Origin of the sequence: Microcoleus sp. S13_C5, assembly GCF_036700845.1 — a bacterium.
In the GTDB taxonomy this organism is placed as follows: Bacteria; Cyanobacteriota; Cyanobacteriia; order Cyanobacteriales; family Microcoleaceae; genus Microcoleus.
In genome coordinates this window covers 182,569-205,686 of record NZ_JAUBPR010000001.1, presented here as the reverse complement: position 1 = coordinate 205,686, position 23,118 = coordinate 182,569, and the positions used below count along the sequence as shown (strand labels likewise).

The window sequence follows — 23,118 nt, the reverse complement described above, 5'->3', positions numbered from 1 at the left end:
TTTTGACTGGAACCTGTAAAATAATTAAAAGGGAATAGGTGAGTTTTATGGCGCGTCTTACCGATCGAGCTTTTGAAATTTTGCGGGCAGAAGTTGACAAGTGCGCGGCGGCTGATAGTCTAGCCGGTGATGTGTTCCGACGGATGGTAATCAAGCGGTTGGAGAAGTTACGCTTGCAAAACGGCACTTTAGCCTCAAGAGAAGAAATCCGCGATACCTTCAAAGACGAATTTCCCAACTTCAGCGAACAAGCTCTCAAAGCTGCCGTCAAAGCCAACCGCCCGCCCGGATTGTTCGGTAAAATCATCTTTGCTGGGAGTTTGCTGGGAAGTGCTGCGGGGATAATTTGGCTGATTAACCTACCTTTTCCCATGATTCGCTGGCCCGTGGCCAAAACAATGCCGATATTGTTGTTGCCGAGTTTTATCAGTATGGATCACAATTACCGGCAGGCGATCGCCCTTGTGGAACAATCCGATCAACTGGTGAATAAAGCCACGGCTGTCGCTGATTTTGACTTGGGCGAAATTAAAGCAAAAGAGGCGCAAAAACACCTCGACGCCTTGCCAGTGTGGTTCCTCGGCTATTACCCACAAACTTACTGCAATTTTTTGGGCTGCAGTTGGCGGTTTACAGTCGATGAATTTCAAGCCGCCCGCAAAAATGTGGGGCGGATGGAGGCTCAGATTTTCCAGCAAAAAAATGCTTTTACTCAGTTAAATCAAGTCGAACAAACTCTCAACGCGGCGAAACAGCAGTATCAGCAAGCCAAAACCGCTGCGGATAGACAAAAAGCGACGGTAAATTGGCAAAGTGCGATCGACCAACTCAATCAAATTCCCGCCCAAACCCTCGCTGGAGAAACGGCTAAGAAAACACTCAAAGCAGCAGAAAGAGACTTTCAAGCAATGGGCGGCGTCGCCACCGGTTCTGTGCAGGCTGACAACTTAATTGAAGCTGCCAAAGAATTTGCTCGCTCCGCCGCCGTCGCCTCCCAAAAACCCCCACATCCCGCCGCACAGTGGGAACAAATAGCAGAATTGTGGCAAGAAGGTATTAACAGACTGAAATTAATTTCAGTCGATAACCCGGGCTATCTCGACGCTCAAACCAAACTGGCGGAATATCAAAAAAATTTAGGAATTACCCAGATTAGACTGCAAGCAGAAAAAGATTCTGCAAAAGCTTTGCAAGAAGCTAAAAGCTTGTTTGCCAACTTGCAAAATAATGTGAATTCTCCGAGTCAAAATCCCGGTTACTCCCTCAGCCAGTTGCAACAAATTATCAATCAATTAGAATCCGTGAAACCCGGGACAACTGTTTATCCCGAATCCCAAAAATGGCTGCAATCTGCTCGCAAGAAACAGCAAGAATGGCAAAAAAATTAGTCAGTTGTCAGTTGTCAGTTGTCAGTCAACAGTCAACAGTCAACCATCGACTAACAAATTACCAAGTTGGGTCAACATACAGATTAATTGTCACTTGCTTTTTCCCGGAAGGGATGCCGGAAATACAAGCACAAATTGTATCTCCGCCATCAATTTCTACTTCGCAAGCGTGACAAGAACCCATGAGACAGCCGGTAGGAATAGAAACCCCTGCACGTTTGGCTACGTCTAGCAAAAGCTCTCCTGGTTCAGCTTCAACTGTCACGTTATCTGGTAAAAAACAAACTTTTGTCATTGAATTTGAACCTCAACTCTAACAAACAATAATCAACAGTCAACAGTCAACAGTCAACAGTTAACTAATTAGCCTAAAATATGCTTGATATCTAAATGCTTTTCCACAGTATCTGCTAGAGAGTCTAACAGAGTTTCTCGGTGTTCTCGGTAATTAGGAATACCTGTAGGCAATGCGCGGAGTCCCCGCTGCTGCCGCAAGTGATTTAACCAAGCTCGCCGCCAAGCTCCGTTGTCAAATATGCCGTGCAGGTATGTACCCCAAATTGATTGAGAAGTATTGACAATTCCTAAACTAGCATCGTCAAATAGCGGTTGAGTCAAATCTGACTCTAGGATTTGCGTTTTTCCTTGATGAATTTCGTAACCGGAAACGGGCAAACCCGGTTGAGGATAGTTAGATGTTACGATGCGTTGGCGGGCAATTTTGTTCGGTGCCATCGCAGTTTTCAAAGGCAGCAATCCCAATCCTGGAAATTCTCCCTTTTCTCCCTCAACGCCTTCTTTATCGGTGATACTTTGTCCCAGCATCTGAAAGCCGCCGCAAACTCCCATGACTGTACCGCCAGCTACTAAATAATTTTGAATAGCTTTTGCCATACCTGTTTGGCGCAGCACCTGCAAATCGGAAATTGTAGTTTTAGAGCCTGGTAAAATCACGGCGTCTGGATGGCCTAAATGGTCTTTTGGGCTGACATATTTGACGGTGACGGAAGTTTCCGATTCTAAGGGGTCAAAGTCGGTAAAATTGGAAATTCGGGGCAGGCGGATGACCGAAATATTGATGTCGGTTTGAGAATTGGGAGAACGCCGATCGAGCAAATCGAGAGAATCTTCTGAGGGAAACACTTCGTCTATCCAAGGAATCACCCCAACTACCGGGATTCCAGTCCTTTCTTCTAGCCAAGTCAGGCCCGGATCTAAGATCGATTTTTGCCCTCGGAACTTATTAATAATGAATCCTTTAATTAAAGCTCGTTCGTCGGGATCTAGCAATTCCAAAGTACCGATGATGTGAGCAAAAGCACCGCCGCGATCGATATCAACTACTAGCAAAGTTCGAGCCTTTAAATATTTAGCTACCCGCATATTTGTTAAATCGCGGTGTTTGAGATTAATCTCAGCAGGGCTGCCGGCTCCCTCACACACAATCATGTCAAATTCTTGCTTGAGAAATTCTAAAGATTCCCGAATAGCTTGCCAGCCGATATCGAAATACTGTTCATAATATTGAGATGCTCGCACATTGGCGATCGCCCGGCCCTTGACAATCAATTGAGAAGTCATGTCTCCTTGTGGCTTGAGCAAAATCGGATTCATTTCTACCCAAGGTGCGACGCCCGCAGCCCAAGCTTGCACTGCTTGAGCGTAACCAATCTCTCCGCCGGCCGCTGTGACATAGGAATTCAGTGCCATATTCTGACCTTTAAACGGAGTTACCCGCCAGCCTCGCCGTTTAAAGATTCGACACAAAGCTGCCACGAGTAAAGATTTCCCTGCGTGAGATGTTGTTCCCACGACCATAATTGCTTTCATAATATTAAGGGAGAAGGAAGAGGGAAGAAGGAAGAAGGAAGAAGGAAGAGGGAAGAAGTAAGAAGTAAGAAGTAAAAAGTAAAAAGTAAGAAGGCAGAAGGCAGAAGGCAGAATCAAAAAAATTCTGGTTTCTACCTTTTGCTTTTGGGTTCAAGATGACGGCTTATCTTCGCCGGATACATTCTCAGACTTGGATTCAGTGGTAGGTTTAGTAGTTTCGACTAGATTCGGATCGGGGTGATTCGGGGGACTCAATTCAGTTTGTTCTGCCTCAGAAGAGAGTTCTTCACCTGTAGATTCGATCGAGATCACTGATACTGAAACCGTTTCCACCTGCACGCTCAACCCAGGTTCTCCCGGTACTTCTATCTCTACAGGCGCTGCCATTTCCACCACAGTCATTTCTATCGATGCAGCAGGGGCTTCTGCTTCCGGTACGCCTGCTGCTTCCGGTTCACCAACTGCAGCCAGCGGTGTCTGGGCTTCCAGAGATACAGTAGGGGCTGCTGCTTCCGGTTCACCAACTGCAGCCAGCGGTGTCTGGGTTTCCAGAGATACAGCAGGGGCTGCTGCTTCCGGTACGCCTGCTGCTGCTTCCGGTTCACCAACTGCAGCCAGCGGTGTCTGGATTTGGGCGGACGATCGATCTTCGATCGTAGTTTCCCCTATTGTGTCAGAACTCGCGGTTTCTGTGGCCATCAACTCGGCCATTGCTTCAACATCGGTGGGAAAAGGCACTCCTTGGCTGGTTTCAAAAGCAGTGCTGCTGCTTTCGGCTGCAACTTCCGCAGCCGCCTCGGCTAATTCGGATTCGAGAATTTCGTCGATACCCGGTGCAGGAGTTGCCGTTATTTTAGATTCAGGTGCGATCGATTCTGGAGTCGCTGAAGGTTTTGGCGTCTGGGGAGTTGCATCAAACTTGTTTTTACCCGCACCTCTTCCCAACATACCGCCGAGACTATTTTTGATATTGTCGAACAGACTTCCGAAACCGCCGGATTTTTTAGCTGGTTTAGGAGGAGTTGGGGCCACCGCCGCTGCCGCTGCCGCCTGCGACTCTTTAACGGCTGTCCTCCATTCTGTTTCCTCGTCAAAATCATCGACTTCTGGCTGTTGTTGAGGCTCTGGCTGAGCCTCTGCTGGCTCCACACTTGGTGCAACGGCCATTTCTGAAATTTCTAGAGGTAGAGGTAGAGGAGTGAAGCTGCTGGCTAATTCGGCTGGGGTTGGTGAAGTTTCAGCAGCAGGAGTTTCGACTGAAAACACGGGTATTTCTGCAATTGCAGGTGGTTTCGAGTCTGGAATTTTCAAGTCAGGGGCGATCGCACTTTTAGTCGTCTGAGCGATCGCACTTTCAGCAATACTTTCAGCTATGGGGGGAATCGCTGGCTGTTCCTCTAGCTTTACCTCGCCCTTATCAAGAGTGGGTGCTGAAACCACATCAGTTTTCGGTTTGGGTGATCGAACAAACTTAGGTTTTTTGGCTGCGGGTTCTTTTTTCTTGGCAAACAAGCCAGCAAACGGCACGCCTGCTGCAGCCAAATTCGCCGACTGAGGAATCGGCGTTTGCTCACCAACGGGCGTCACCTGCCGGCGCAAAGTCAGAGTTTCCCAGGCAAACCAGCCCAACATCGCCACGCCCGCCATTTGACCCAGCAGGAGAGCACCAGTAATTCGTCCCGCACAAGCCCATAAAATTAACGCATAAAAAAGCCCTACCCCGCTCCAGGTAAAATCACTTTTGCGGTGCACTTCTGGAAAAAAGAAGGCCGCCATGTAAATACTGAAACTGCCTAGACCGACCGCCAACGCCAGAAAGTATGCAAGCATATTGTCGGTACCTCCGCTGTGTCAAATAACTTCTACGCGCTAATTCTACCTTTGAGAGAGACTCAACGGCTTCTTTCTCTAGGACAATTCTCGATTTTTAGGGAAGTTGGGCAACGAACCGATGTAAGGAATTTAACACGTTCAACGGATGTTGACGGTAGAAGTGCCAGGAAAGATTTCCCACTCTCCCCCACTTCCCTACTGCCCATCACCCCCCACCCCCACACCCCCTATCCCCATCACCCCCTTCTCAGTGGTGATAGATGTCACTTAACTATGCCCGTGCGATCGCACCAAGCGACTGAGGATGTTTATATGGTGTAGGTGTAAGAGAAATTATGCCCTAGGGCATATGTATTGGAGACAATGCCATGTTAGAAAAACTATTATTAGCGGCCGGCTTAACCTTATCGCTTCAAATATTTCCCGGACTAAGCACTTCCGCGAAATTACCGAAAAATTTGGTATTGCAATCGAGCGATCGCCGGGTTCAAACCGTGAAACTTCCCATCGTTGCAGTACCTGCGGGCATCAAGCCGAATGTCCAATCCTAATGATACGTGCCAGATTATACGTGCAAGTGCGATCGGACTTAGGCAGAGCCTTTCTAAGATTTTTTTCGAGCTGTTCTCTTTTTTATGTGAGTGTTCACAACTCATCAGTTTGTAGTAAGGGCTTTAGTCCTCATTAATATCACCTAATAAGGATTAAAGCCCTTACTACAAACCGTAGGCAAATAATTAGTAGCAGATAGAACATTAGTTCCCATAACATACTAGACAAATCTCAACATTAGGTTGTCTCATAGAGACATTCAAACCTTAAAAAACTTGGGAAACCTTGAGTAAAATCTCAAAATAGATATATGATGTCAGATTGAGTTCAAAGCTGATAAGCACATTGACTATTAAATCAAGGAAAGTGAAAATGGGACTTAGCGATATTCTCTTGAATGAAAACCACAGAGAAACTTTTGTTGATGACTGTGTAAAGTTGATAGACCAACAAGTTGCAGCAGCGTCCGGATTAGGTGGTCTGGCTCTTAAAGCTGCCTACTCTACTGTCAAGGGGATACGGGCTGACTATTGCGGCCAAGTCGTCGATCAACTTCTGCCAGAAATCTCGATCGCACTCGATCCGATGTGGACTGAAGCCGTAAACAATGGCAACCCAGTAGAATATCTAGCCCAAAGAAAAGGTGAAGTAGCAGATGAATTGCTCCAGATAAGTGATAAAAGGGTCGAGAAAAGCACAAGAGCGATGGTTAAAGGCGCCTATGCCAAACTTCGCCCATCAGCTAAGACTTACGTGGAAAAGGGAGTACCGGATTTAGCCGAAATTATTAATAAACATACTGCGGCCTGATAAGTGAGCCACGGCTAAAAAACAAAATACCCCGATACCCGGCTTCTTCAAGAAATCGGGTATCTAAAAGCAGACTTATTCGTAAGTTTGTAGTTAGGAGGGAGAGTCATAATTTTATGCTTATCCATTGCCAATTACCCATTGACTCGCCCCCAATATTTTCAACATCGCCTGTCCGGTAATTCCCAACCCCAAAAACATTACAAACATAGCGCTAATCGCAGGCAGAAATTTGACTGCTGTGATCTGTTTTGGCAGTTTATCAAAATTCCGTTTGGCATAAACTAAGATTAATCCGATCGCACTCAGCACTAAAGCCAATCCCAAACTAAACGCTACCACTAGCGTCATCCCCAAACCAACATTGCCCAAAGCAGACGCGCTCAGCAACATTACCAAAGCGGAAGGACAAGGCAACAAACCGCCGGAAATTCCCAACGCTAATAAGCTTTTCCAAGTAATAGCAGAACCGTCAGCACCGGGAGGCAAATGCGAGTGAATCCGGCCGTCTCCGTGATGGTGGTAGTGGTGAGATATATCGGGTTTTACAGGCTTAAAGTCTCGATCCCAACTTCCTCTACTCAAAAGATTTACTGGTTCTTCACATTCCGCAGTAAAGACTTTAGTCCTGAAAAACCAGTTTTTATTAAAAACTGTACTTTTGATTTTTTTGATAACTTCAGTCCTCACTAGCAACTTAGTTGGGATTTTTGCTAAGAGTAAGTTAAGCCCGATCAAGGCTACTAATAAACCAGAGATTAAACTCAGCCAAGGATCTAGTTTTTCGGGGTCGATGAAGTTAGAAGCAAACAAAGTAATTCCGCCCACAGCAAACACGCCCGCAGTGTGAGTTATTGTAGTTGTTGCTGCTAGAAATAAAGCGTGTAGGGGAGTAGCGCGCGAACCTACTAAATAAGCGCCGACTATTGTTTTTCCGTGTCCAGGCGACATCGAGTGCACGCATCCCCAAGCAAATGCTCCCGCTACTGCTAGCAGCAAACTCCAACCTGAATCCCAGATAGATTCATTTCCCGTTAACAAAAAGTCGCGGTTTTGCGGCGTAAACACAAAGCTTTTTACAGCATCGGCTTGCACGATCGTAGCTTGACAGCTAGCTGTCAGCACTCCGGGCAAAAACAGATTATAATTAATCCGAAATTTGTCGTGTTTTGAGATCGCAATTGCATCAGGTAAATCGGGGGTTTTATTTTGAGAAGGGGCGGCCCAGGTGTAGTTTAAGATTAAGGTGCTGTGGGTATTCGGCTGCTGGATCAAGCTGGCGGTTTTAGCTGCTATTTCTAGCGGTTTTACTGCTATGGAGCCTTGAATGTTTCTGCTGTTGGTAATGCGAATTTGTTGGCTAAAAAACTTTTCTAGCTGTGTTTGGTGGGTGCGAACTTCAGCAGGTTGTAGCTGGCTGTCTCGATTGTCGTCGGCGAAGTTTGTCAAGCCGGTTGGGAAAGTTAATGTTACTTCGGTTTGCAAATCGTTGACTATTATTTCTGCTACGGATAAGTCTGACCAGTGCGAGTAAACTGGTCGGATTGAGATTGTTAGTAATAATGAAAGTGTTAGGAAGAATAGGATGAAAAATTTTGGCGGTCGGTTTAGTTTGTATTGCATAAGTATATCCTTTTAAGAGTTTTCTCGTCGGGTGGGGGCGGGTTTATTTAAATTGTCTATATCCCATAAAATTATTGGTGAACCCGCCCCTACGGCTCAAAATTCATCTGTTGCTAAACCTAATGCTTGGCGAGATCGACTATCGAAACTCGGGTCAATTTCCTTGGCTTTTTGCAAATAAGCGCGAGATTCGGTATCTTTACCTAAAGTCCGGGCGATCGCACTAGCCCGGTAAAACATCCCCGCATCTCGAATGCCCGATCGAACTATTTCCGCCATCACTCGATCGGCCCCTTTCCAGTCCCCAGCACTAGAAAGCGCCCAGGCTAAAATATCCAGCGTCAAAGCATCCCTGCGAACTTTCACCTCCTCCTGCATTAACGCCAGCGCTTCGGCCACATCCTGCGATCGCCCTTTTTCCAGCAGCAAACGCGCCAAATCCCGGCGGTGTCCAAAACCGCGAGATCCCAAAGCCTGTTCCTGTCGCAGCCCCGCTTCTGCTTTGTCCCGAAGTTGCCGGGATTTGATCGCATCTCCCTGCAACTCTTTCACCCTAGCCATACCGCGATCTACAGTGCGATCGAACAGCGTCGCAGCCCCTCCAGAATAGGCAGAAATCTTGCTGTAATAACCTTCCGCCTCCCGATAATGGCCCTGCCGCGTCTCCAAATCCGCCAAATAAATCAGCGCCAGCGGGTATCGCGGCACCAACCGCAGCGCCTCCTTTAACAGCGCTTTCGCCTGCGTCAACTGCCCGCGGCGGGCGTAAAATCGACCCAAGAGCGATCGGGCCCGCGCCGAACCCCCAACCTCTCCCGGTTCCTCCGCCGCCATTGCTTGGCGGTAATCCTGCAAAACCTCAGCATCTCGGCCCTGAGACTCTCTCACTAAAGCTCTCAAAGTGAGAGAGCCCAAGTTGGGAATCCGGTTAACTAAGGCTTCTGCGGCTGTATTTGCCTCGCTCACTTTACCCATCGCTAAGTGAGATGTAACTTCCAGGGCGATCGCATCTTCATTATCAGAACCCACCTGTTTAGCCAAGCGCAAAGCAGTAGGAAAATCGTGTCTCGCCTCGGCAATTCGAGCTAAAACTAACAGCGCACCTTTGTTGTCAAAAGGCAAATCGGCGATCGACCTTTGAGCCGCCTGTTCAGCCAATAAAAACCAACCTCCCTCCCCAGTAGCGCGAGCCATTTTTAAATAACATCCCGCCAGTGCCGCCCGGTTCAAACCGCTGCGGGAATCAACAGCCAATCGCTGCTGGTAAAAAACAATCTCTTGCTGAATAGCTTCCTTTTGATTGGGATTATTTTTCAAACTTTCAGAGAAATGATATCGGTAATTAGCCTCGAGATTTTCAGGACTTTTGTTAGAAAAATTATCTGCAATAAAACGCCAATTAGGAGGTAAATTTACTACTACCATCCCAACTAAAGGAGCTACTATCAGCAGCCACCATGAGAAAATATCCGATTTTTTTTCCTGTTTAGTTTTAGCTTTCATACATCCGCGTTCATCAGCGTTCATCTGCGGTTAAACAAAGTATTTTAGAGCTGTCATTAGCCAATAAGCAATGACTAATGACTGATGACTAATGACTAATGACTAATTAGGCAAAGCCAAATAAGGAAAATTCGGTTCTAAGGGTTTGTGTCCCTGAGCCGGATTTCCCGGAGTTCCATTATATGAAACGTTATCGCCAACCGGAGAACCTACCAAAGCTCCCAGAGTAATATCAATAACGTCGTCCATCAGCATACGACCTCCGATTAAGCTTCCTTGAGCATTTGTAGCGCTAGCGTAGCCGCTGGTTTTTGTGGTATCGATCCGCATGACATCGGGTAAGAAAGCTCCGGCGATCGCATTTGGATCGACATTATCCCGACCGTCCAAAAGATCCACAGCATTCAAAGTAGCAACAGCTTCCTGACGCACCGGAGCAGCAGCAGCGCTCAAATCCGATCTCGGAGGAATATTATTGAATGCTTCCAGATAAGCGGGAGTAACTATTAAACCTTCATTAATTGCAGGTCTTGCCAAACGCTCAAATTGTTTAAAACCGCCAGCTCCATCCCGGATCGAAACTGTTGACCAAACATCAAAAACATTCCCCCCAGTTCCTGCTTGCAAGAACGCTTTGGGAACGCGCACAGCAATTGTATTGACGTTGTAACCTTTAGTAAAGTCGATCGCTTGACTGGCTGGCTTGAAACCTACTTTCGGCCCCGTTCCCAAAGCTCCAGCGCGGACTCGGAAAAATTGTTCCACATCAAAGAAAAACGGGTCTTCCCGCAAACCGGCAAATACAGTTAAGTTAGAACCGCCCACAGGTACTGTATTCAAAACAGCATTAGAATTCAGCGGAGTTGTGGCAATAAGCCCGCCGTTAACTGTAGTCTTAGTAGTTGTCTCCGAGCCGCCGCGCACAACAGTTACAGCAACTGCTTGCATACCTGTATTGTTAGGCGGACTGAAGGCAAACCGCAAGATAATATCCGAGCGTCCAGTAGGTGTAGAATTCACGTCACCTACTTGCGTGATGTGAAATTGGTAGAGGGCTGTAGTGCTGAAATAATATTGATAACGAGCTACAGACCTAGGATTTGAATTCATGGTAAATACTAAATCCCCGTCCGCAGCACCGGAGTTTTGGTCTTTTTCGCGATATACGTACAGGTCAGTTAAATTAACTGCGCGACCTTTAATATCTACTTCGCCGTCGTCGTGGTCAGAAGCGACAATTATCCCTGGAGTTAATAGAGCAATTAGAGCTACTTCAATAGCTAGTATGGTTCGGCGAATTTTTTTTGTTAGCTTCACTGTTAGCACCTTTATTTCAATGAATTTTTTGCACAAATCAATGGTAAATAACCTGCATTCGCGGGTTTTACTTTTCTAGCAACAGGTTGAAATCAGTTAACCTGTCGGGCTTTGGCGCTGTTGCTGAGCCTTCTCCTATTGGTGGTATACGAAGGTTTGGCAATTTTGGATCTGTGCTGCAAGATTAATTTATGTAAAAAAGTGCGTTATTGAGGATTTATTCATTCCCGGAGTATTCTGGGGAATGCCTGGATGGAGAGAGAGCCTCCATCCATCCAGTGGAGCCAGAGCCTCGCTTATATGGGTTCCCAGGCTCTTCTTGGGAGCGAGCGGACAGAGATTGGGAACGAGTGGATAGCGCGGTTTTGACTGTTCAGGCTCAGGGATTTCTTCGTTCTGCATAAAGCGGATTGCTAAGTCTCAAAAAAATTACTAATCAGGTGGTAAAATTCAAGATAACTTGGGATTTTTAAAATTCAAAGAACAACAAAATTAGCCCGAAAAGGCATACTCGAGCTTGTACCCCAGACTTCAAACTTACAATTATGTTCTGTAGTGATATACGCCGAAATTTTAATTTTGGATCTGTGCCGTCAAAACAAAAATTTTCGGTACACTGAGATGACAGGCCAGAAGTCAGGCGATGAATCGCTGCTTTTAGTGCAGATTGCCCGGAAAGACCAAACGGCATTAGCTAAACTTTACGATCGCTACGGTCGCCCAAGTTACGCTCTCGCTTACAAAATCCTGGGTTCGGTAGAAGAAGCTGAAGAAGTGGTACTCGATGTTTTTTCCCAAATTTGGCAAAAAGCAGCAACTTACGATCCTTCTCGCAGTCGAGCAGATACCTGGTTGTTCATGCTTACCCGCAGCCGTTCCCTCGATCGCCTGCGAGCGATGCAGCGAACAGTCCGGGCTGCTGAAGCTTGTCTGGAAGAGGCTAAAATACCCATCTCTAGCGTTGCAGAACCGATGGAAGATGCAATGTTTAAAGAACGCCGCGAACAAGTCAAAGCAGCCTTAGAAAAACTGCCAAAGGAACAGCAACAGGCGATCGAACTCGCCTACTACCAAGGGCTGACTTGCGCGGCGATCGCAGCTAAAACTGGTATCCCGACAGGTACAATCAAAACCCGAATTCGGTTGGGTATTTCCAAATTGCGTCAAGCTTTGAGCGAACAATTTTAGATTGTCCAAAAACACAATTTAAGTTGTTGAACATCAATCTAAAATTGTGGCCTCTCCAATCATCCATCTTGAGTGCGAGGGCAGCAGACCAATTTCAAGTTTAAAATCAACCTAGGCGGAATTACAATTAATGGCGGAAAACAGATGGAAATGATGCCTGACGAGGAATATAAAATCCTTGCAGCCCTTCAAGCTCTCGATACCCTTGATGAGTCAGAACGCGGCGCATTTGCAGAGAAATTGAAAGAATCCGCAGAACTTACAAGTGAATTAGCTGCTGTTGAAGCCACAATTGCCGCGATCGCCTACACATCCCCCCCAGTTCCTGTCGCCCCCGACCTCAAAAACCGCCTGTTCCAGCGCATAGCCGAACTGCCGCCCACCCCGGCAGAATCAGTCAATATAAAGCCAATTGCTACTTCCCCAACAGAGAACAATACTCCATCTTTAATCGTGCGCTCCAACGATGTCAAATGGAAATCTTATGGAGTTCGCGGAGTTTCGTTCGGCAAGCTTTACATTGACAAAAAAAAGGGCGAAATTACCTGCTTGATGCGCCTAGAACCCGGAGTAACATTTCCCCTGCACCGACACGCTGCCTCGGAGGAAGTGCTTGTATTAGAAGGAGACTTAATTGTAGAAGGGGAAATTTGCCATCAAGGCGACTACATTCGCTCGGTTCCCGGTTCCACACATTCGCCGCTCACACAAGGGGGATGTTTGCTGTTAATGAAAACTTCCCTAGACAACGAAATGTTGGTGTGATATTATGTCGGTTTATTTTCCTGCAACGATTTCTTTTCGCTTAGTTGGAGCTGGTTTATGTATGCCGATTTTTAGTAGAAATTATAGAGTGTTGATGAAACTAGCCTTTCCAAGTAATTCGGTTAATTTACCGGACACGCTCTAACTCAAGAAAGCCATATTGCTCCGCATTATGCGGTTAAAAATCCCAAGTATATCACGTAATTGCCATGCTAAAATACTCGCGTTTAAGTGCTGTTCTGTCCGCCGTTATTATTATACAATTTGTACCCAGCAACCAAAGCGCGATCGCTCAAGAACGCGAAGGATGTTTTCTTGTTAATTCAGTGGGAGAAGTAATTAACTTAAATTTGTTGTGTTCGCCTCAAGAATCCGACATTAAGCTGACAGGAAACGATGGGAAATTTATCGAAGACTACAAACGCTTAGCAAAAAGCTACTCTCCCGAAGCAACGGATAATTTACTGCAAGCAATCCAAAGAGCGCCCGGTCAAAAAATTGCGGTCGCTAAAAGAATGTGTGCGGAAGCAAAAGCGGGAGTTTCTCTGCCGGAAGTTAAATTAAGAGCGATCGGGCAAGCTGCCAGTATCGAAAATCCAACTGTCAAAGAAAGTTTTCTCGCCGATGCCGATATTATTACCACCCTTGCCGCCAACCATTATTGCCCGGAATTAGCCAGTAAGTAATATCATGAAATCTGTAGAGACACGGTAAGGAAGCATCTCAGTTTTGATTTTACAGGAGTGCAAGGGGGACGTTCGCACTCCTAAAAAACGATTTTTACAAAATTGAGATTCTCCCACGATAATGCCGTGTCTCTACTTGCAGTTAAAATATTAATTATCATTTTGTTGGGCAACGATCCAGGAAATTACCGCACATAAGATGAAACATTTAAAATCAAGTTCCGCCGACTTGCGGGATTTATTCAAAGACAGCATTACAGTCAAATATCTCGCGGAACCGCTGAAATCTGTCCCCGCTTGCGAAGATGCAGCCCAATTGCGATCGTGGATGGAGGCCCGCGATTTTGACGTACTCGGGATCGAAGAAAACGGCACGGTTTGCGGCTATGTAGAACGATCGCACTTAATGACAGGCAAATGCAGCGACTACCAGCAAATTTTTCACCCCTCACAATTAATTGCCGCTTCGACTCCTTTGATGGAATTGCTGTCGCTGCTTCGAGAAAAACCGAGATTATTTGTATTAGAAAGCAACAGGATCAACGGGATTGTTACCTGCGGCGATTTGCAAAAAGCACCAGTGCGGATGCTGCTGTTTGGATTGGTGACGCTTCTCGAAATGAATTTATTGCGAATCGTGCGGATTTACTTTCCCCAAGATTCTTGGCAAAAATTGCTTAAGGGCGATCGCATTTTAGCCGCAAAACACCTTTGGGAATTGGGGCGATCCAGAAATGAAGCAATTGACTTAATCGATTACCTGCAATTCTGCGACAAGCGAGATTTAATCCTGACTTCTGCTGAAATAGTCGATCGGCTGGGGCTCAAATCCAAACGCTACGGGGAGCGTTTTTTAAAGTCAGCAGAGGCATTGAGAAACAAATTAGCTCACGCTCAAGATTTAATTAACGGTTCTTCTTGGCCGGAAGTAATTTTTTTAGCTCAGGAAATAGAAGCGCTTTTGCAGCGCTGCGAAGAAATTGAAATGACCGCACCCGCTGAATGATAAAGCATTTAAAAAATCAGAAAGGTTCGAGACTAAGGAATGAAAAATCAATAACTTGCACAATTAAACCCCAGAAGCCTTGATCCCAAGTAAACTATTGCTCTATTAAGCTGTTGTGCCTTTAAATAGGGTATAATGAAAATTTAGTTTAGTCAATCTCTACAAAAATGCCAGCTAAGAACCATCTTAATCCCCAACAAATAGAGAAACTACAAAAAGCCTTAAGAGAGGAAGAAAAGGCAAATATTAGAGAAAGGATTCTAATTTTATTATTGCTCAATGACGGCAAGACACAATCTAAAATTGCTGAGTTTTTGGGTTGCTCAGTCAACAAAGTATCTTATTGGTGTGTCAAGGGAGACCCAGACAATCTAGAAAGTCTAATAGATGAGAGGATGAAAGGGAATCACAAAAAAGCCACAGATAAATATATAAAAATATTATTAGAAACTCTAGAAAAAGAGCCTCAAGAATTAGGATATAATTTTGGACGATGGACAGCGCAGAGATTAGCAACATACTTAGAGGAATCCACAGGAATAAAATTAAGTGGAGGACAAGTTCGGAGGATATTAAAACAAAAAAAGTATGTTTACATCTGGGCTAAGTATAGCCTAGAGTCCAAGAGAAATCCTGAAAAAAGAACAGCGTTTAAAATAAAGATAGCGGAATATTTAAAAATAGAAAAAGAAGCGCCAGAACGGTTACAGATATGGTTTTGGGACGAGAGTGGATTTAGTTTAAGAGTCACCAGAAGAAAAAACTGGTGTAAAAAAGGCAGCCGAAAAAAGGTCCGAGGAGACCGAAGAAAAGGCAGAGTTAATGTAATGGGAGGAGTGAGTAATTCGGACAAAAAAAGGTGGGTAGAGTTCCTAAAAAAAGGCAATTCATATAATTTTTATCAAGTGCTAAAACTCTTTTATGAAGAGCTAATCAATGAATGGGTTTCAGCAGGTAATCAAGCCTCAGAATTTGCGGAAAAAGGAGCCAAAATAGTGATTATTCTTGATAATGCTAGTTTTCACAAGAAAGAAGAGTACCTGAAAATAATTGAAACAGAAATGCGTAATCTTCATTTAGAATTTCTCCCCGAATACAGCCCAGACTATAACTTAATTGAATTAGTATGGCATTCGGCAAAAGAATATATTGCCAATCGACTTTTTACATCTATTGAAGAGCTAGAGTATTTATTGCACCGCCTCTTAAATGAAGGGCAATTAATAATTAAATGGGGTCGCAAAATCAAAAATAAGGGCAATGCTTGTATCACAGTTTATATGTGCAACAGCTTAGTCACCTTATTTATTTTTCATTCCTTAGCCATTAGGAAGCTAATTTAACGGTAAATTCCGAAAAATTCAGTAAAAACGATCTGCAACTTTTCCAGAACTCCGACTTCAAGAGAGTGCCGACTTCTTTAAGCAGTCGGCACTATATATATTAATCTCTCTTACGAGCAACAATGTGAAAAATATGCCAGTGTTTTTCCTCGCCTAGCGCCGTTACTCCAGGATGTTCTTCTTCGTCAAACCACTCAATCTCAAAGGACTTTAGCAGCACTTGAATTTGTTCGCGAGTATGATGAGTGCGATCAGGATAAACAGTCCATGAGTCGCGATCGCCAAACAATTGACCGCAGAAATATCCTCCTGGATTTAGCGATGTCACGATCGTTTCCCAAAGATGGGGGAAATCGGCGGGCTGACAAAAAGGAAGGCAAAAACTGGCATTGATTAGATCGATCGATTGAGGCAAAGTTAAGGTTTCAAAACGCATCAATTGAGTTTGCAGGAGATCGCGTTGAATCGGACGATCCAGCAGGCGATCGAAGGCATTTTGTTCCCTGTCAATCGCTAAAACCCGCCAGCCTCGACGCAGGAGTTCCACCGTATCTCGTCCATCGCCACAGCCTAAATCTACAGCGAATCGAGGACGATAGAGCAACGGTTCCGTGTCAAAAATTGACAAGGCTTTCAGCAAAGTTTCATGCGGCGGGCGACCTTCCACCGCTTGATAGTAAGTCACCCAATTCTGTTTCATCTTCTTCTTCCTCCTCTACAAATTTCCCCTCTTCTTCTGACTCTTAATTTTTAATTTTTAACTGCCGATTAGTATACTGAGGAACCCACCCTTGAGCAGTTGTGTAATACTGCAAGGCTTTCAAGTACAGCGACGGAGTGAGATAAAACCAATGTTCGGTATTGGCAGGCACTTTAATGTATTCTTCAGCTTGCAGCATTAATTGTACCTGAGAGCCGTTAGAATACACAAACCCAAAAACGCATTCCCCAGCTAAAATGTGAAGAACTTCTGCATCTGTGTGGGTATGAGTGCGATGGCTTTGAGTCATCAGCGCGTAAATCTGCTGCGAACCTGGATGCAGCACTTTTAAGTCGCACCACCGATATCCGCTGGCGCGCTTAAACTGTTCAAACTCGCTATTAAATGCTGCGAGAATCTGCTGTTTTTCTGTAACATTGAGAATGTCTTGAACGAGCAGTTCTTGAAACGCCGGATTTTCGTTTGTGGGCAGGGAATCGATCTCAATATTTAAAACTGCCAGTTGACTCGCGATCGCCCGGATATCCGTATATGTTCTACCGTCTTCTAGTTGCAGAACAGCCATATTACCACCTAATGTGTTGAGCTTTGAGGGAAATTTAGTTTCCATTTTTAAGCTGCTGTTTTAAGCTTTCGTCAAAAACTAAACTCCTGCTTGTTTTCAATAATAGCCGATCGCTAAAATTCCATCTCCTGCCTCGCCAATCATCACAGCAATACCACCCATAAAATAGTTGTGTGGGTTTTTTAACTTTTATTTAATAACATTTACTGGAGTTAATGTAAGGTGCACCATAACCACCGTACAGCTTAACTAAACACTCAAAACTTTCAAATCAGCATCCCCGCGATACAAGCAGTCATAAAACAAGCCAAAGAGCCAGCAATCATCGCCCTCACGCCCAACCTCGCCAAATCGCCTTGCCGCTGCGGGGCTATCGCGCCAATTCCCCCAATCTGAATTCCGATCGAACCAATGTTAGAAAACCCGCACAAAGCATAAGTCGAGATAATTTGCGATCGTTCAGAAATCGCCTGTTGTTTCACCAATTCCATCAAATCTAAATAAGCAATAAACTCATTCAAAATCGTTTTTTTTCCCAAAACAACCCCCACCTCTGCACAATCAGCCCAAGGCACCCCCATCAGCCAAGCAACCGGAGCCATCAAATAAGCTAAAATTAATTCTAGCGACAACTGAGGCAAACTAATTAGCCCTCCAAACCATCCCAAAAGCGCATTAAAAAAAGCCAACAAACCCAAAAAAGCAATCAGCATAGCGGCCACATTCGCCGCCAACTTCAACCCGTCGCGAGCACCCGAAGCCGCCGCATCCACCGCATTAGCATAAACCTGTTCCAGCTTCACCTCCACCTCCCCAGCAGTCAGCGACTTTTCAGTTTCTGGGTACAGCAATTTAGAAATAGCCAAAGCTGCTGGTGCAGACATCACCGACGCCGCAATTAAATGGTGAGCCGGTACTCCAAAAGAAATATAAGCTGCCATGACCCCGCCGGCAATTGTGGCAAATCCTCCCGTCATGACAGCATGGAGTTCCGAGAGCGTCATCGCCGCCAAATAAGGTTTAATTAACAAAGGAGCTTCCGTTTGCCCGACAAAGATATTCGCAGCACAAGAAAGGGTTTCGGCGCCCGAAGTTTTCATGGTTTTAATCATCAACCATGCCACTGCTTGCACAACTCGCTGCAAAATGCCGTAGTGATAAAGTATGGTGATAAACGAAGAGAAAAAAATGATAGTCGGCAGCACTTTAAAAGCGATAAAGTGTTCGGCAAAATTGTCTCCAAATATAAACTTTGCCCCCGCATCAGAAAAATTGAGAAACTGCGTCACCAAATCTCCCAAAAATTTAAATACAGCCAAACCAGGAGCAGTTTTGAGAATCAAAATAGCAAAAATTAGCTGTAAAGCAATTCCCCACAATACGGGAGGCCACTTGACAGCGCGCCGATCGACTGAAAAGGCGTAGGACAAACCGACAAAAACAGCTAACCCGAATACAGAAATAAGTCGTTCCATTTAGCAATTTTTAGAGAAGGTGCAGCAAGCATTTATCGTTACGAGGTTCTGGTAATCCAAATTAACAGTCCGAGCCTACTTTATCTCGTTTCCGGAGGTCGCCATGAGTTCGCGGCGCCGGCCGCACAGCCCCGGAGGGCGTATCATACACGATGCAGCCCGATCGCATACCATCTGGGCCAGTTTCGCTTACAATAAAAGGCTAAACCTCAAAATTACGGCGCAGTGTAATTGCTGCTACTTTTATGTCTCTACCTATAGTTGCTATTATTGGACGCCCCAATGTAGGCAAATCGACGCTAGTCAACCGTTTAGCCAACACCCAAGACGCGATCGTCCACGACGAACCAGGAATCACGCGCGATCGCACTTACAGACCAGCATACTGGGGCGATCGGGAATATCAAGTCGTAGACACCGGCGGGCTCGTATTCGACGACGAGACAGAATTTCTGCCTTTAATTCGCGAACAAGCAATGGCGGCCCTCGCAGAAGCCAGCGCAGCCATTTTCGTAGTTGACGGAAAAACCGGGCTCACCGGCGGCGACGAATCGATCGCATCTTGGCTGCGGTTGCAAAAAGTTCCGGTCATTCTCGCCGTCAACAAATGCGAATCGGAAAATACAGGACTCACCCAAGCAGCAGACTTTTGGCAATTGGGACTCGGAGAACCTTTCCCAGTTTCCGGCATTCACGGCAACGGCACCGGCGAATTGCTAGACAAATTAATTACTTACCTTCCCACGGAAATATTACCAGAAGTTGAGGAAATTAAAGTAGCAATTATCGGTCGTCCCAACGTCGGAAAATCGAGTTTGTTAAACGCATTTCTCGGAGAAAACCGCGCCATAGTCAGCCCGATTTCCGGCACAACCCGCGACGCGATCGACACCTTAGTAGAACGCAACGGTAAAACCTACCGCCTGATCGACACCGCAGGAATTCGCAAAAAGAAGAACGTCGAATACGGTGCAGAATTTTTCGGGATTAACCGCGCTTTCAAAGCCATCCGTCGCGCCAACGTCATACTGTTAGTAATTGACGCAATTGACGGCGTTACGGATCAAGACCAAAAATTAGCCGATCGTATCAGCCAAGAAGGTCGAGCCTGCATCATAGTCGTCAACAAATGGGACGCCGTAGAAAAAGACTCCGACACAATATACGAGTACGAAAGAGAAGTAAGAACCCGACTTTATTTCCTCGACTGGGCAGAAATGATTTTTGTTAGCGCCATGAGTGGACAGCGAGTTGAAAAAATCATTGAATTAGTAGACAAAGCCTCCGACGAACACAAGCGCCGCGTCACTACCGCCGTCATTAACGAAGTCATAGAAGAAGCCACAACCTGGCACTCAGCCCCAGTTACCCGCCAAGGAAAACAAGGCAAAATCTATTACGGTACTCAAGTGCGATCGCAGCCACCGACAATCGCCCTATTTGTCAACGATCCCAAACGCTTCACCGAAAATTACCGCCGCTACATGGAAAGCCAATTCCGAAAACACCTAGGCTTTACCGGTACACCAATGCGGCTGCTTTGGAGAGGCAAAAAAGTTCGTGCCACCGAAATGAGCACAACAAACAGAGCACTGCGAGTCAAGTAATTTTCGATTTTAGATTCAATAAAAAACGCAATTTAACGACCAAAGCAAATTGCGTTTTTTTCTATTCTCTTCCTTCTCTTCTCTTCCTTCGCGTCTTCGCGGTTCAATAAATTAGTATTATTAAAAATCGACAATCTAAAATCTAAAATCTAAAATCCCCAAATGGACTTACTTCGCTCGCTCCCCATAGGACTTTACCTAGAACAACCAGTAACTTGGCTTCACCGACTAGACTCCCGCGTAAAATTAGCTTGGTTGATGACATTTCTGATTGCGCCAATACTGGCCAATCCCATCTGGCGGTTCATGCTAGTAGGAATGTTAATCGTACTGACACTAACCGCAGCAATTCCCTTGCGCGTGTGGAAACAGCAAATGGGACTGCTGCTGCTATTCTGCCTATTAGTATTTTGCCTCAGCGCGATCGCCCCCGACGGACTCCCCGCAGAACACCAGCCCCGCATCCCCGCCGACGAATTAACGTTTTCCCAACAGCCCGCAACTCTTCCACCCCCGCCCCAGCCAAAGCCCTGGTACAAACCTTTTAACTTAGGCTCAAACTCCCCAATCCCCAATCCCAAAGCCCAAAGCCCAAATCAACTCCCCCAACCCACAAACTACCGTTACGTTGTATTCAAACAAGGCCCGATTAAAATCACCCGCAAATCCCTAGATTTAGCTATCAACGTCAGCACCCTATTTTTTACAGTAATTTACAGCACCAACCTCTACCTCCTCACCACAGCGAGTGAAGAAATCACCGCCGCGCTTGAAAACTTAATGCAGCCCCTGCGCCGCTTGAACTGGCCTGTTACGGAAATAGCCTTAACATTAACTTTATCTTTGCGATTCATTCCCTTAGTATTGGAAGAAATACAAAATTTAGTGCGATCGGTGAGTACCCGAGCGATAAACTGGAAAAAACTCGGATTTCGTCGCGCCGCTCAAGTTTGGTTGATGATAGCCGAGCGGCTGTTAGAAAACTTGCTCCTGCGAGCTGAACAAATAGCCAGCGCCATGAAAGTTCGCGGCTTCACCAGTCCCGATCGACACCGTGTAGAATGGCACCAGTTGCAATTGAAAATCCGAGATTGGATCGCCCTCGGCTGCTTACTCGTCCTCTGGAGTGCCCGCTTGGTTTGGGGTTGGGACAGTTGAGATTTTAGATTTTAGATTTTAGATTTTAGATTGAAGAATTTTGAAGAATTGGGAATAACTGATGAAGCCCGTGGTTTGGATCACGGGCCTACATTTTAGTAAATTTTGTCTGGTACGCGGCAGTCCTGCTAAAGTAATGGAGATAAATATTTAGAGAACCCAGACCTTGAACATCTATCTTGGGACAGATATCGTATATGTTCCCCGCATTCAAGCCGCATTAGACCGGTTTGGCGATCGCTTCCTCGAAAAAGTTTACACGCCCGCCGAACAAAGGGATTGCGGGCAACTAAATTCTCAACACAGCAGCATTAAAGGTAAAATGAATCGAGTTTCCTGCAACCAACTAGCGGGGCGCTGGGCAGCAAAAGAAGCCGTTGTCAAAGCTCTAGGCACGGGATGGCGGGGAATACGGTATGCAGATGTGGAAATTCGGCGCTCCGAAAACGGTGCTCCAAATGTGCAACTGCACGGAACCGCGGCAGCACAAGCCTCTGTTTGGGGAAATTGCCAGTGGCAATTGAGCCTCAGCCACGACGGAGACTATTGCACGGCTACGGCGATCGCCCTTTGTAGCCCGCCGTCAAACAACGCCGTCGGGCGATCGAGCGAAACTAAAATCTAAAATCTAAATCTAAAATCTAAAATTGATCGATTGTGAGCGTGAATGACTACCGAAACTTACCTGAATCATCCAAACTTTGGCCTCCTCTTCAGGGTATCCCAGGTTGAAGACAGCCAAGAATTATTTACCACCCTATACGCCCAGCGGCTGTTTTTTTTGGTAACAAACGGCCCTGGCGGGCTGAGATTTGAACCCATCAGCCGCTCCGACGCTCGCCTCATGGTCGAAATTCGCCTGCGAACCCTGCGTCGCAGCGGTCAATATCAAGAGTACGACCAATTGCAGACCATTCACCAGCGCACATTTCAATAACGAAAATTAGTAATTTGGTAATTGGTAACTCTCTTAATTTTCCTTCCCTCCATTTCCCAGCGTTGAGCACCCATGACCATAGCCTCTCGAATTAACAGCATTCGCCAACACTTGCCCGAATCAGTGCGGTTAATTGCCGTTACCAAACAGGTACCGACTGATGCTATACGCGAAGCATACGACGCCGGTATCCGCGATTTTGGCGAGAGTAAGGTTCAAGAGGCTGCCGAAAAACAAAGCCAACTGCAAGATTTGCCGGATATCAACTGGCACTTGATCGGCCACTTGCAAGCCAACAAAGCCGCCAAGGCCCTAGAGCATTTCCAGTGGATTCACTCTCTAGACAATTTAAAACTCGCTCAGCGACTCTCGCGCTTGGCGGGCGAAATGTCCTGCTCTCCCCAAGTCTGCCTGCAAGTCAAAATGTTGCCCGACCCGGACAAATACGGCTGGAGCGTTCCAGAACTGCTTGCCGACCTTTCAGAACTCAACAAATGTCAGCATATCAAAATTCAAGGTTTGATGACAATACCCCCACTGGGGTTAAATGACTCGCAAATCCTAGAATTATTTAACAGCACCCGCGAACTTGCTGACAAAATCCAGCAGCAAAATTTGCCCTGCATTCAAATGCAGCAGCTCTCGATGGGGATGTCGGGGGATTATCATTTGGCAATTCAAGCAGGTGCTACTATGGTACGGCTAGGACAAACCTTATTTGGCTCTAGGAGGGGATAAATAATTGAAATCTTCTAATAAAGACAATTTAGGTTAAATATAGAGTAGTCAGCCACCCGCGACTAACGCGCAA

21 protein-coding genes and 1 pseudogene are annotated in these 23,118 nt (G+C 45.8%); 13 read left to right on the top strand and 9 right to left on the bottom strand.

What is annotated here, in order from left to right:
* The first annotated feature begins 47 nt into the window (after window positions 1–47).
* Window positions 48–1,388, top strand: coding sequence for a hypothetical protein (locus QUA04_RS00865; protein WP_333252875.1), 1,341 nt, complete (start codon window positions 48–50; stop codon window positions 1,386–1,388).
* A gap of 58 nt (window positions 1,389–1,446) precedes the next feature.
* Here the strand turns inward: QUA04_RS00865 and QUA04_RS00860 are convergent, their stop codons facing one another.
* The 3 genes from QUA04_RS00860 to QUA04_RS00850 all read right to left on the bottom strand — a co-directional run bounded on the left by QUA04_RS00860 (window position 1,447) and on the right by QUA04_RS00850 (window position 5,048).
* Window positions 1,447–1,683, bottom strand: a complete 237-nt coding sequence (locus QUA04_RS00860; RefSeq protein WP_006634188.1) for a 2Fe-2S iron-sulfur cluster-binding protein — start codon at window positions 1,681–1,683, stop codon at window positions 1,447–1,449.
* Between the two features lie 68 nt (window positions 1,684–1,751).
* Window positions 1,752–3,218, bottom strand: coding sequence for a cobyric acid synthase CobQ (cobQ, locus tag QUA04_RS00855; protein ID WP_333252873.1), 1,467 nt, complete (start codon window positions 3,216–3,218; stop codon window positions 1,752–1,754).
* A gap of 150 nt (window positions 3,219–3,368) precedes the next feature.
* Window positions 3,369–5,048 (bottom strand): Ycf66 family protein, encoded by a 1,680-nt coding sequence (locus QUA04_RS00850; protein WP_333252871.1) that lies wholly within the window; start codon window positions 5,046–5,048, stop codon window positions 3,369–3,371.
* 371 nt (window positions 5,049–5,419) lie between these two features.
* Between QUA04_RS00850 and QUA04_RS00845 the strand changes: the two genes are divergently transcribed.
* Window positions 5,420–5,602 (top strand): hypothetical protein, encoded by a 183-nt coding sequence (locus QUA04_RS00845; RefSeq protein ID WP_333252870.1) that lies wholly within the window; start codon window positions 5,420–5,422, stop codon window positions 5,600–5,602.
* A 373-nt stretch (window positions 5,603–5,975) separates the two neighbouring features.
* Window positions 5,976–6,413 carry a DUF6918 family protein gene (locus QUA04_RS00840; RefSeq protein WP_333252868.1) on the top strand — a complete coding sequence of 146 codons (438 nt, stop codon included), beginning with the start codon at window positions 5,976–5,978 and terminating at the stop codon, window positions 6,411–6,413.
* A 120-nt stretch (window positions 6,414–6,533) separates the two neighbouring features.
* On the opposite strand, the gene QUA04_RS00835 is transcribed toward QUA04_RS00840, so the two are convergent.
* The 3 genes from QUA04_RS00835 to QUA04_RS00825 all read right to left on the bottom strand — a co-directional run bounded on the left by QUA04_RS00835 (window position 6,534) and on the right by QUA04_RS00825 (window position 10,856).
* Window positions 6,534–8,036: a HoxN/HupN/NixA family nickel/cobalt transporter gene (locus QUA04_RS00835; protein ID WP_333252866.1), complete on the bottom strand. Its 1,503-nt coding sequence runs from the start codon at window positions 8,034–8,036 to the stop codon at window positions 6,534–6,536.
* A gap of 96 nt (window positions 8,037–8,132) precedes the next feature.
* Window positions 8,133–9,539 carry a tetratricopeptide repeat protein gene (locus tag QUA04_RS00830; RefSeq protein WP_333252864.1) on the bottom strand — a complete coding sequence of 469 codons (1,407 nt, stop codon included), beginning with the start codon at window positions 9,537–9,539 and terminating at the stop codon, window positions 8,133–8,135.
* 102 nt (window positions 9,540–9,641) lie between these two features.
* The gene (locus QUA04_RS00825; RefSeq protein ID WP_333252862.1) at window positions 9,642–10,856 is read right to left on the bottom strand and encodes a DUF4331 domain-containing protein; all 1,215 of its coding nucleotides are present in this window, start codon (window positions 10,854–10,856) and stop codon (window positions 9,642–9,644) included.
* A 621-nt stretch (window positions 10,857–11,477) separates the two neighbouring features.
* On the opposite strand from QUA04_RS00825, the gene QUA04_RS00820 reads away from it, so the two are divergent.
* From QUA04_RS00820 to QUA04_RS00800, 5 genes and pseudogenes are all read left to right on the top strand, one after another.
* Entirely contained in the window at window positions 11,478–12,044 is a 567-nt protein-coding gene (locus QUA04_RS00820; protein WP_333252860.1) for a sigma-70 family RNA polymerase sigma factor, read from the top strand.
* 144 nt (window positions 12,045–12,188) lie between these two features.
* Window positions 12,189–12,809: a cupin domain-containing protein gene (locus QUA04_RS00815; protein ID WP_333252857.1), complete on the top strand. Its 621-nt coding sequence runs from the start codon at window positions 12,189–12,191 to the stop codon at window positions 12,807–12,809.
* Between the two features lie 209 nt (window positions 12,810–13,018).
* Window positions 13,019–13,495 carry a DUF732 domain-containing protein gene (locus tag QUA04_RS00810; RefSeq protein ID WP_333252855.1) on the top strand — a complete coding sequence of 159 codons (477 nt, stop codon included), beginning with the start codon at window positions 13,019–13,021 and terminating at the stop codon, window positions 13,493–13,495.
* A 199-nt stretch (window positions 13,496–13,694) separates the two neighbouring features.
* Window positions 13,695–14,501 carry a hypothetical protein gene (locus tag QUA04_RS00805; protein WP_333252853.1) on the top strand — a complete coding sequence of 269 codons (807 nt, stop codon included), beginning with the start codon at window positions 13,695–13,697 and terminating at the stop codon, window positions 14,499–14,501.
* 167 nt (window positions 14,502–14,668) lie between these two features.
* Window positions 14,669–15,766 (top strand): annotated as a pseudogene (locus QUA04_RS00800) (IS630 family transposase); the annotation flags it as partial.
* 178 nt (window positions 15,767–15,944) lie between these two features.
* On the opposite strand, the gene QUA04_RS00795 reads toward QUA04_RS00800, so the two are convergent.
* From QUA04_RS00795 to QUA04_RS00785, 3 genes are all read right to left on the bottom strand, one after another.
* Entirely contained in the window at window positions 15,945–16,544 is a 600-nt protein-coding gene (locus tag QUA04_RS00795; RefSeq protein WP_333252851.1) for a class I SAM-dependent methyltransferase, read from the bottom strand.
* Between the two features lie 43 nt (window positions 16,545–16,587).
* Window positions 16,588–17,175, bottom strand: coding sequence for an acireductone dioxygenase (locus QUA04_RS00790; RefSeq protein ID WP_333252849.1), 588 nt, complete (start codon window positions 17,173–17,175; stop codon window positions 16,588–16,590).
* Between the two features lie 221 nt (window positions 17,176–17,396).
* The gene (locus tag QUA04_RS00785) at window positions 17,397–18,605 is read right to left on the bottom strand and encodes a NupC/NupG family nucleoside CNT transporter (RefSeq protein WP_333252847.1); all 1,209 of its coding nucleotides are present in this window, start codon (window positions 18,603–18,605) and stop codon (window positions 17,397–17,399) included.
* Window positions 18,606–18,850: 245 nt separating this feature from the next.
* On the opposite strand from QUA04_RS00785, the gene der reads away from it, so the two are divergent.
* The 5 genes from der (at window position 18,851) to QUA04_RS00760 (ending at window position 23,045) form a co-directional block, all read left to right on the top strand.
* The gene (der, locus tag QUA04_RS00780; RefSeq protein ID WP_333252845.1) at window positions 18,851–20,212 is read left to right on the top strand and encodes a ribosome biogenesis GTPase Der; all 1,362 of its coding nucleotides are present in this window, start codon (window positions 18,851–18,853) and stop codon (window positions 20,210–20,212) included.
* A gap of 162 nt (window positions 20,213–20,374) precedes the next feature.
* Window positions 20,375–21,370, top strand: a complete 996-nt coding sequence (locus QUA04_RS00775; RefSeq protein WP_333252843.1) for an energy-coupling factor transporter transmembrane protein EcfT — start codon at window positions 20,375–20,377, stop codon at window positions 21,368–21,370.
* Window positions 21,371–21,536: 166 nt separating this feature from the next.
* Window positions 21,537–21,995, top strand: coding sequence for a holo-ACP synthase (gene acpS / locus QUA04_RS00770; protein WP_333059107.1), 459 nt, complete (start codon window positions 21,537–21,539; stop codon window positions 21,993–21,995).
* A gap of 42 nt (window positions 21,996–22,037) precedes the next feature.
* Complete coding sequence (gene pipX, locus QUA04_RS00765) at window positions 22,038–22,307, top strand: transcriptional coactivator PipX (protein WP_006634205.1); 270 nt, start codon at window positions 22,038–22,040, stop codon at window positions 22,305–22,307.
* A gap of 72 nt (window positions 22,308–22,379) precedes the next feature.
* On the top strand, window positions 22,380–23,045 hold the full coding sequence (locus tag QUA04_RS00760) for a YggS family pyridoxal phosphate-dependent enzyme (RefSeq protein ID WP_333252841.1): 666 nt from the start codon (window positions 22,380–22,382) through the stop codon (window positions 23,043–23,045).
* Window positions 23,046–23,118: the final 73 nt, after the last annotated feature.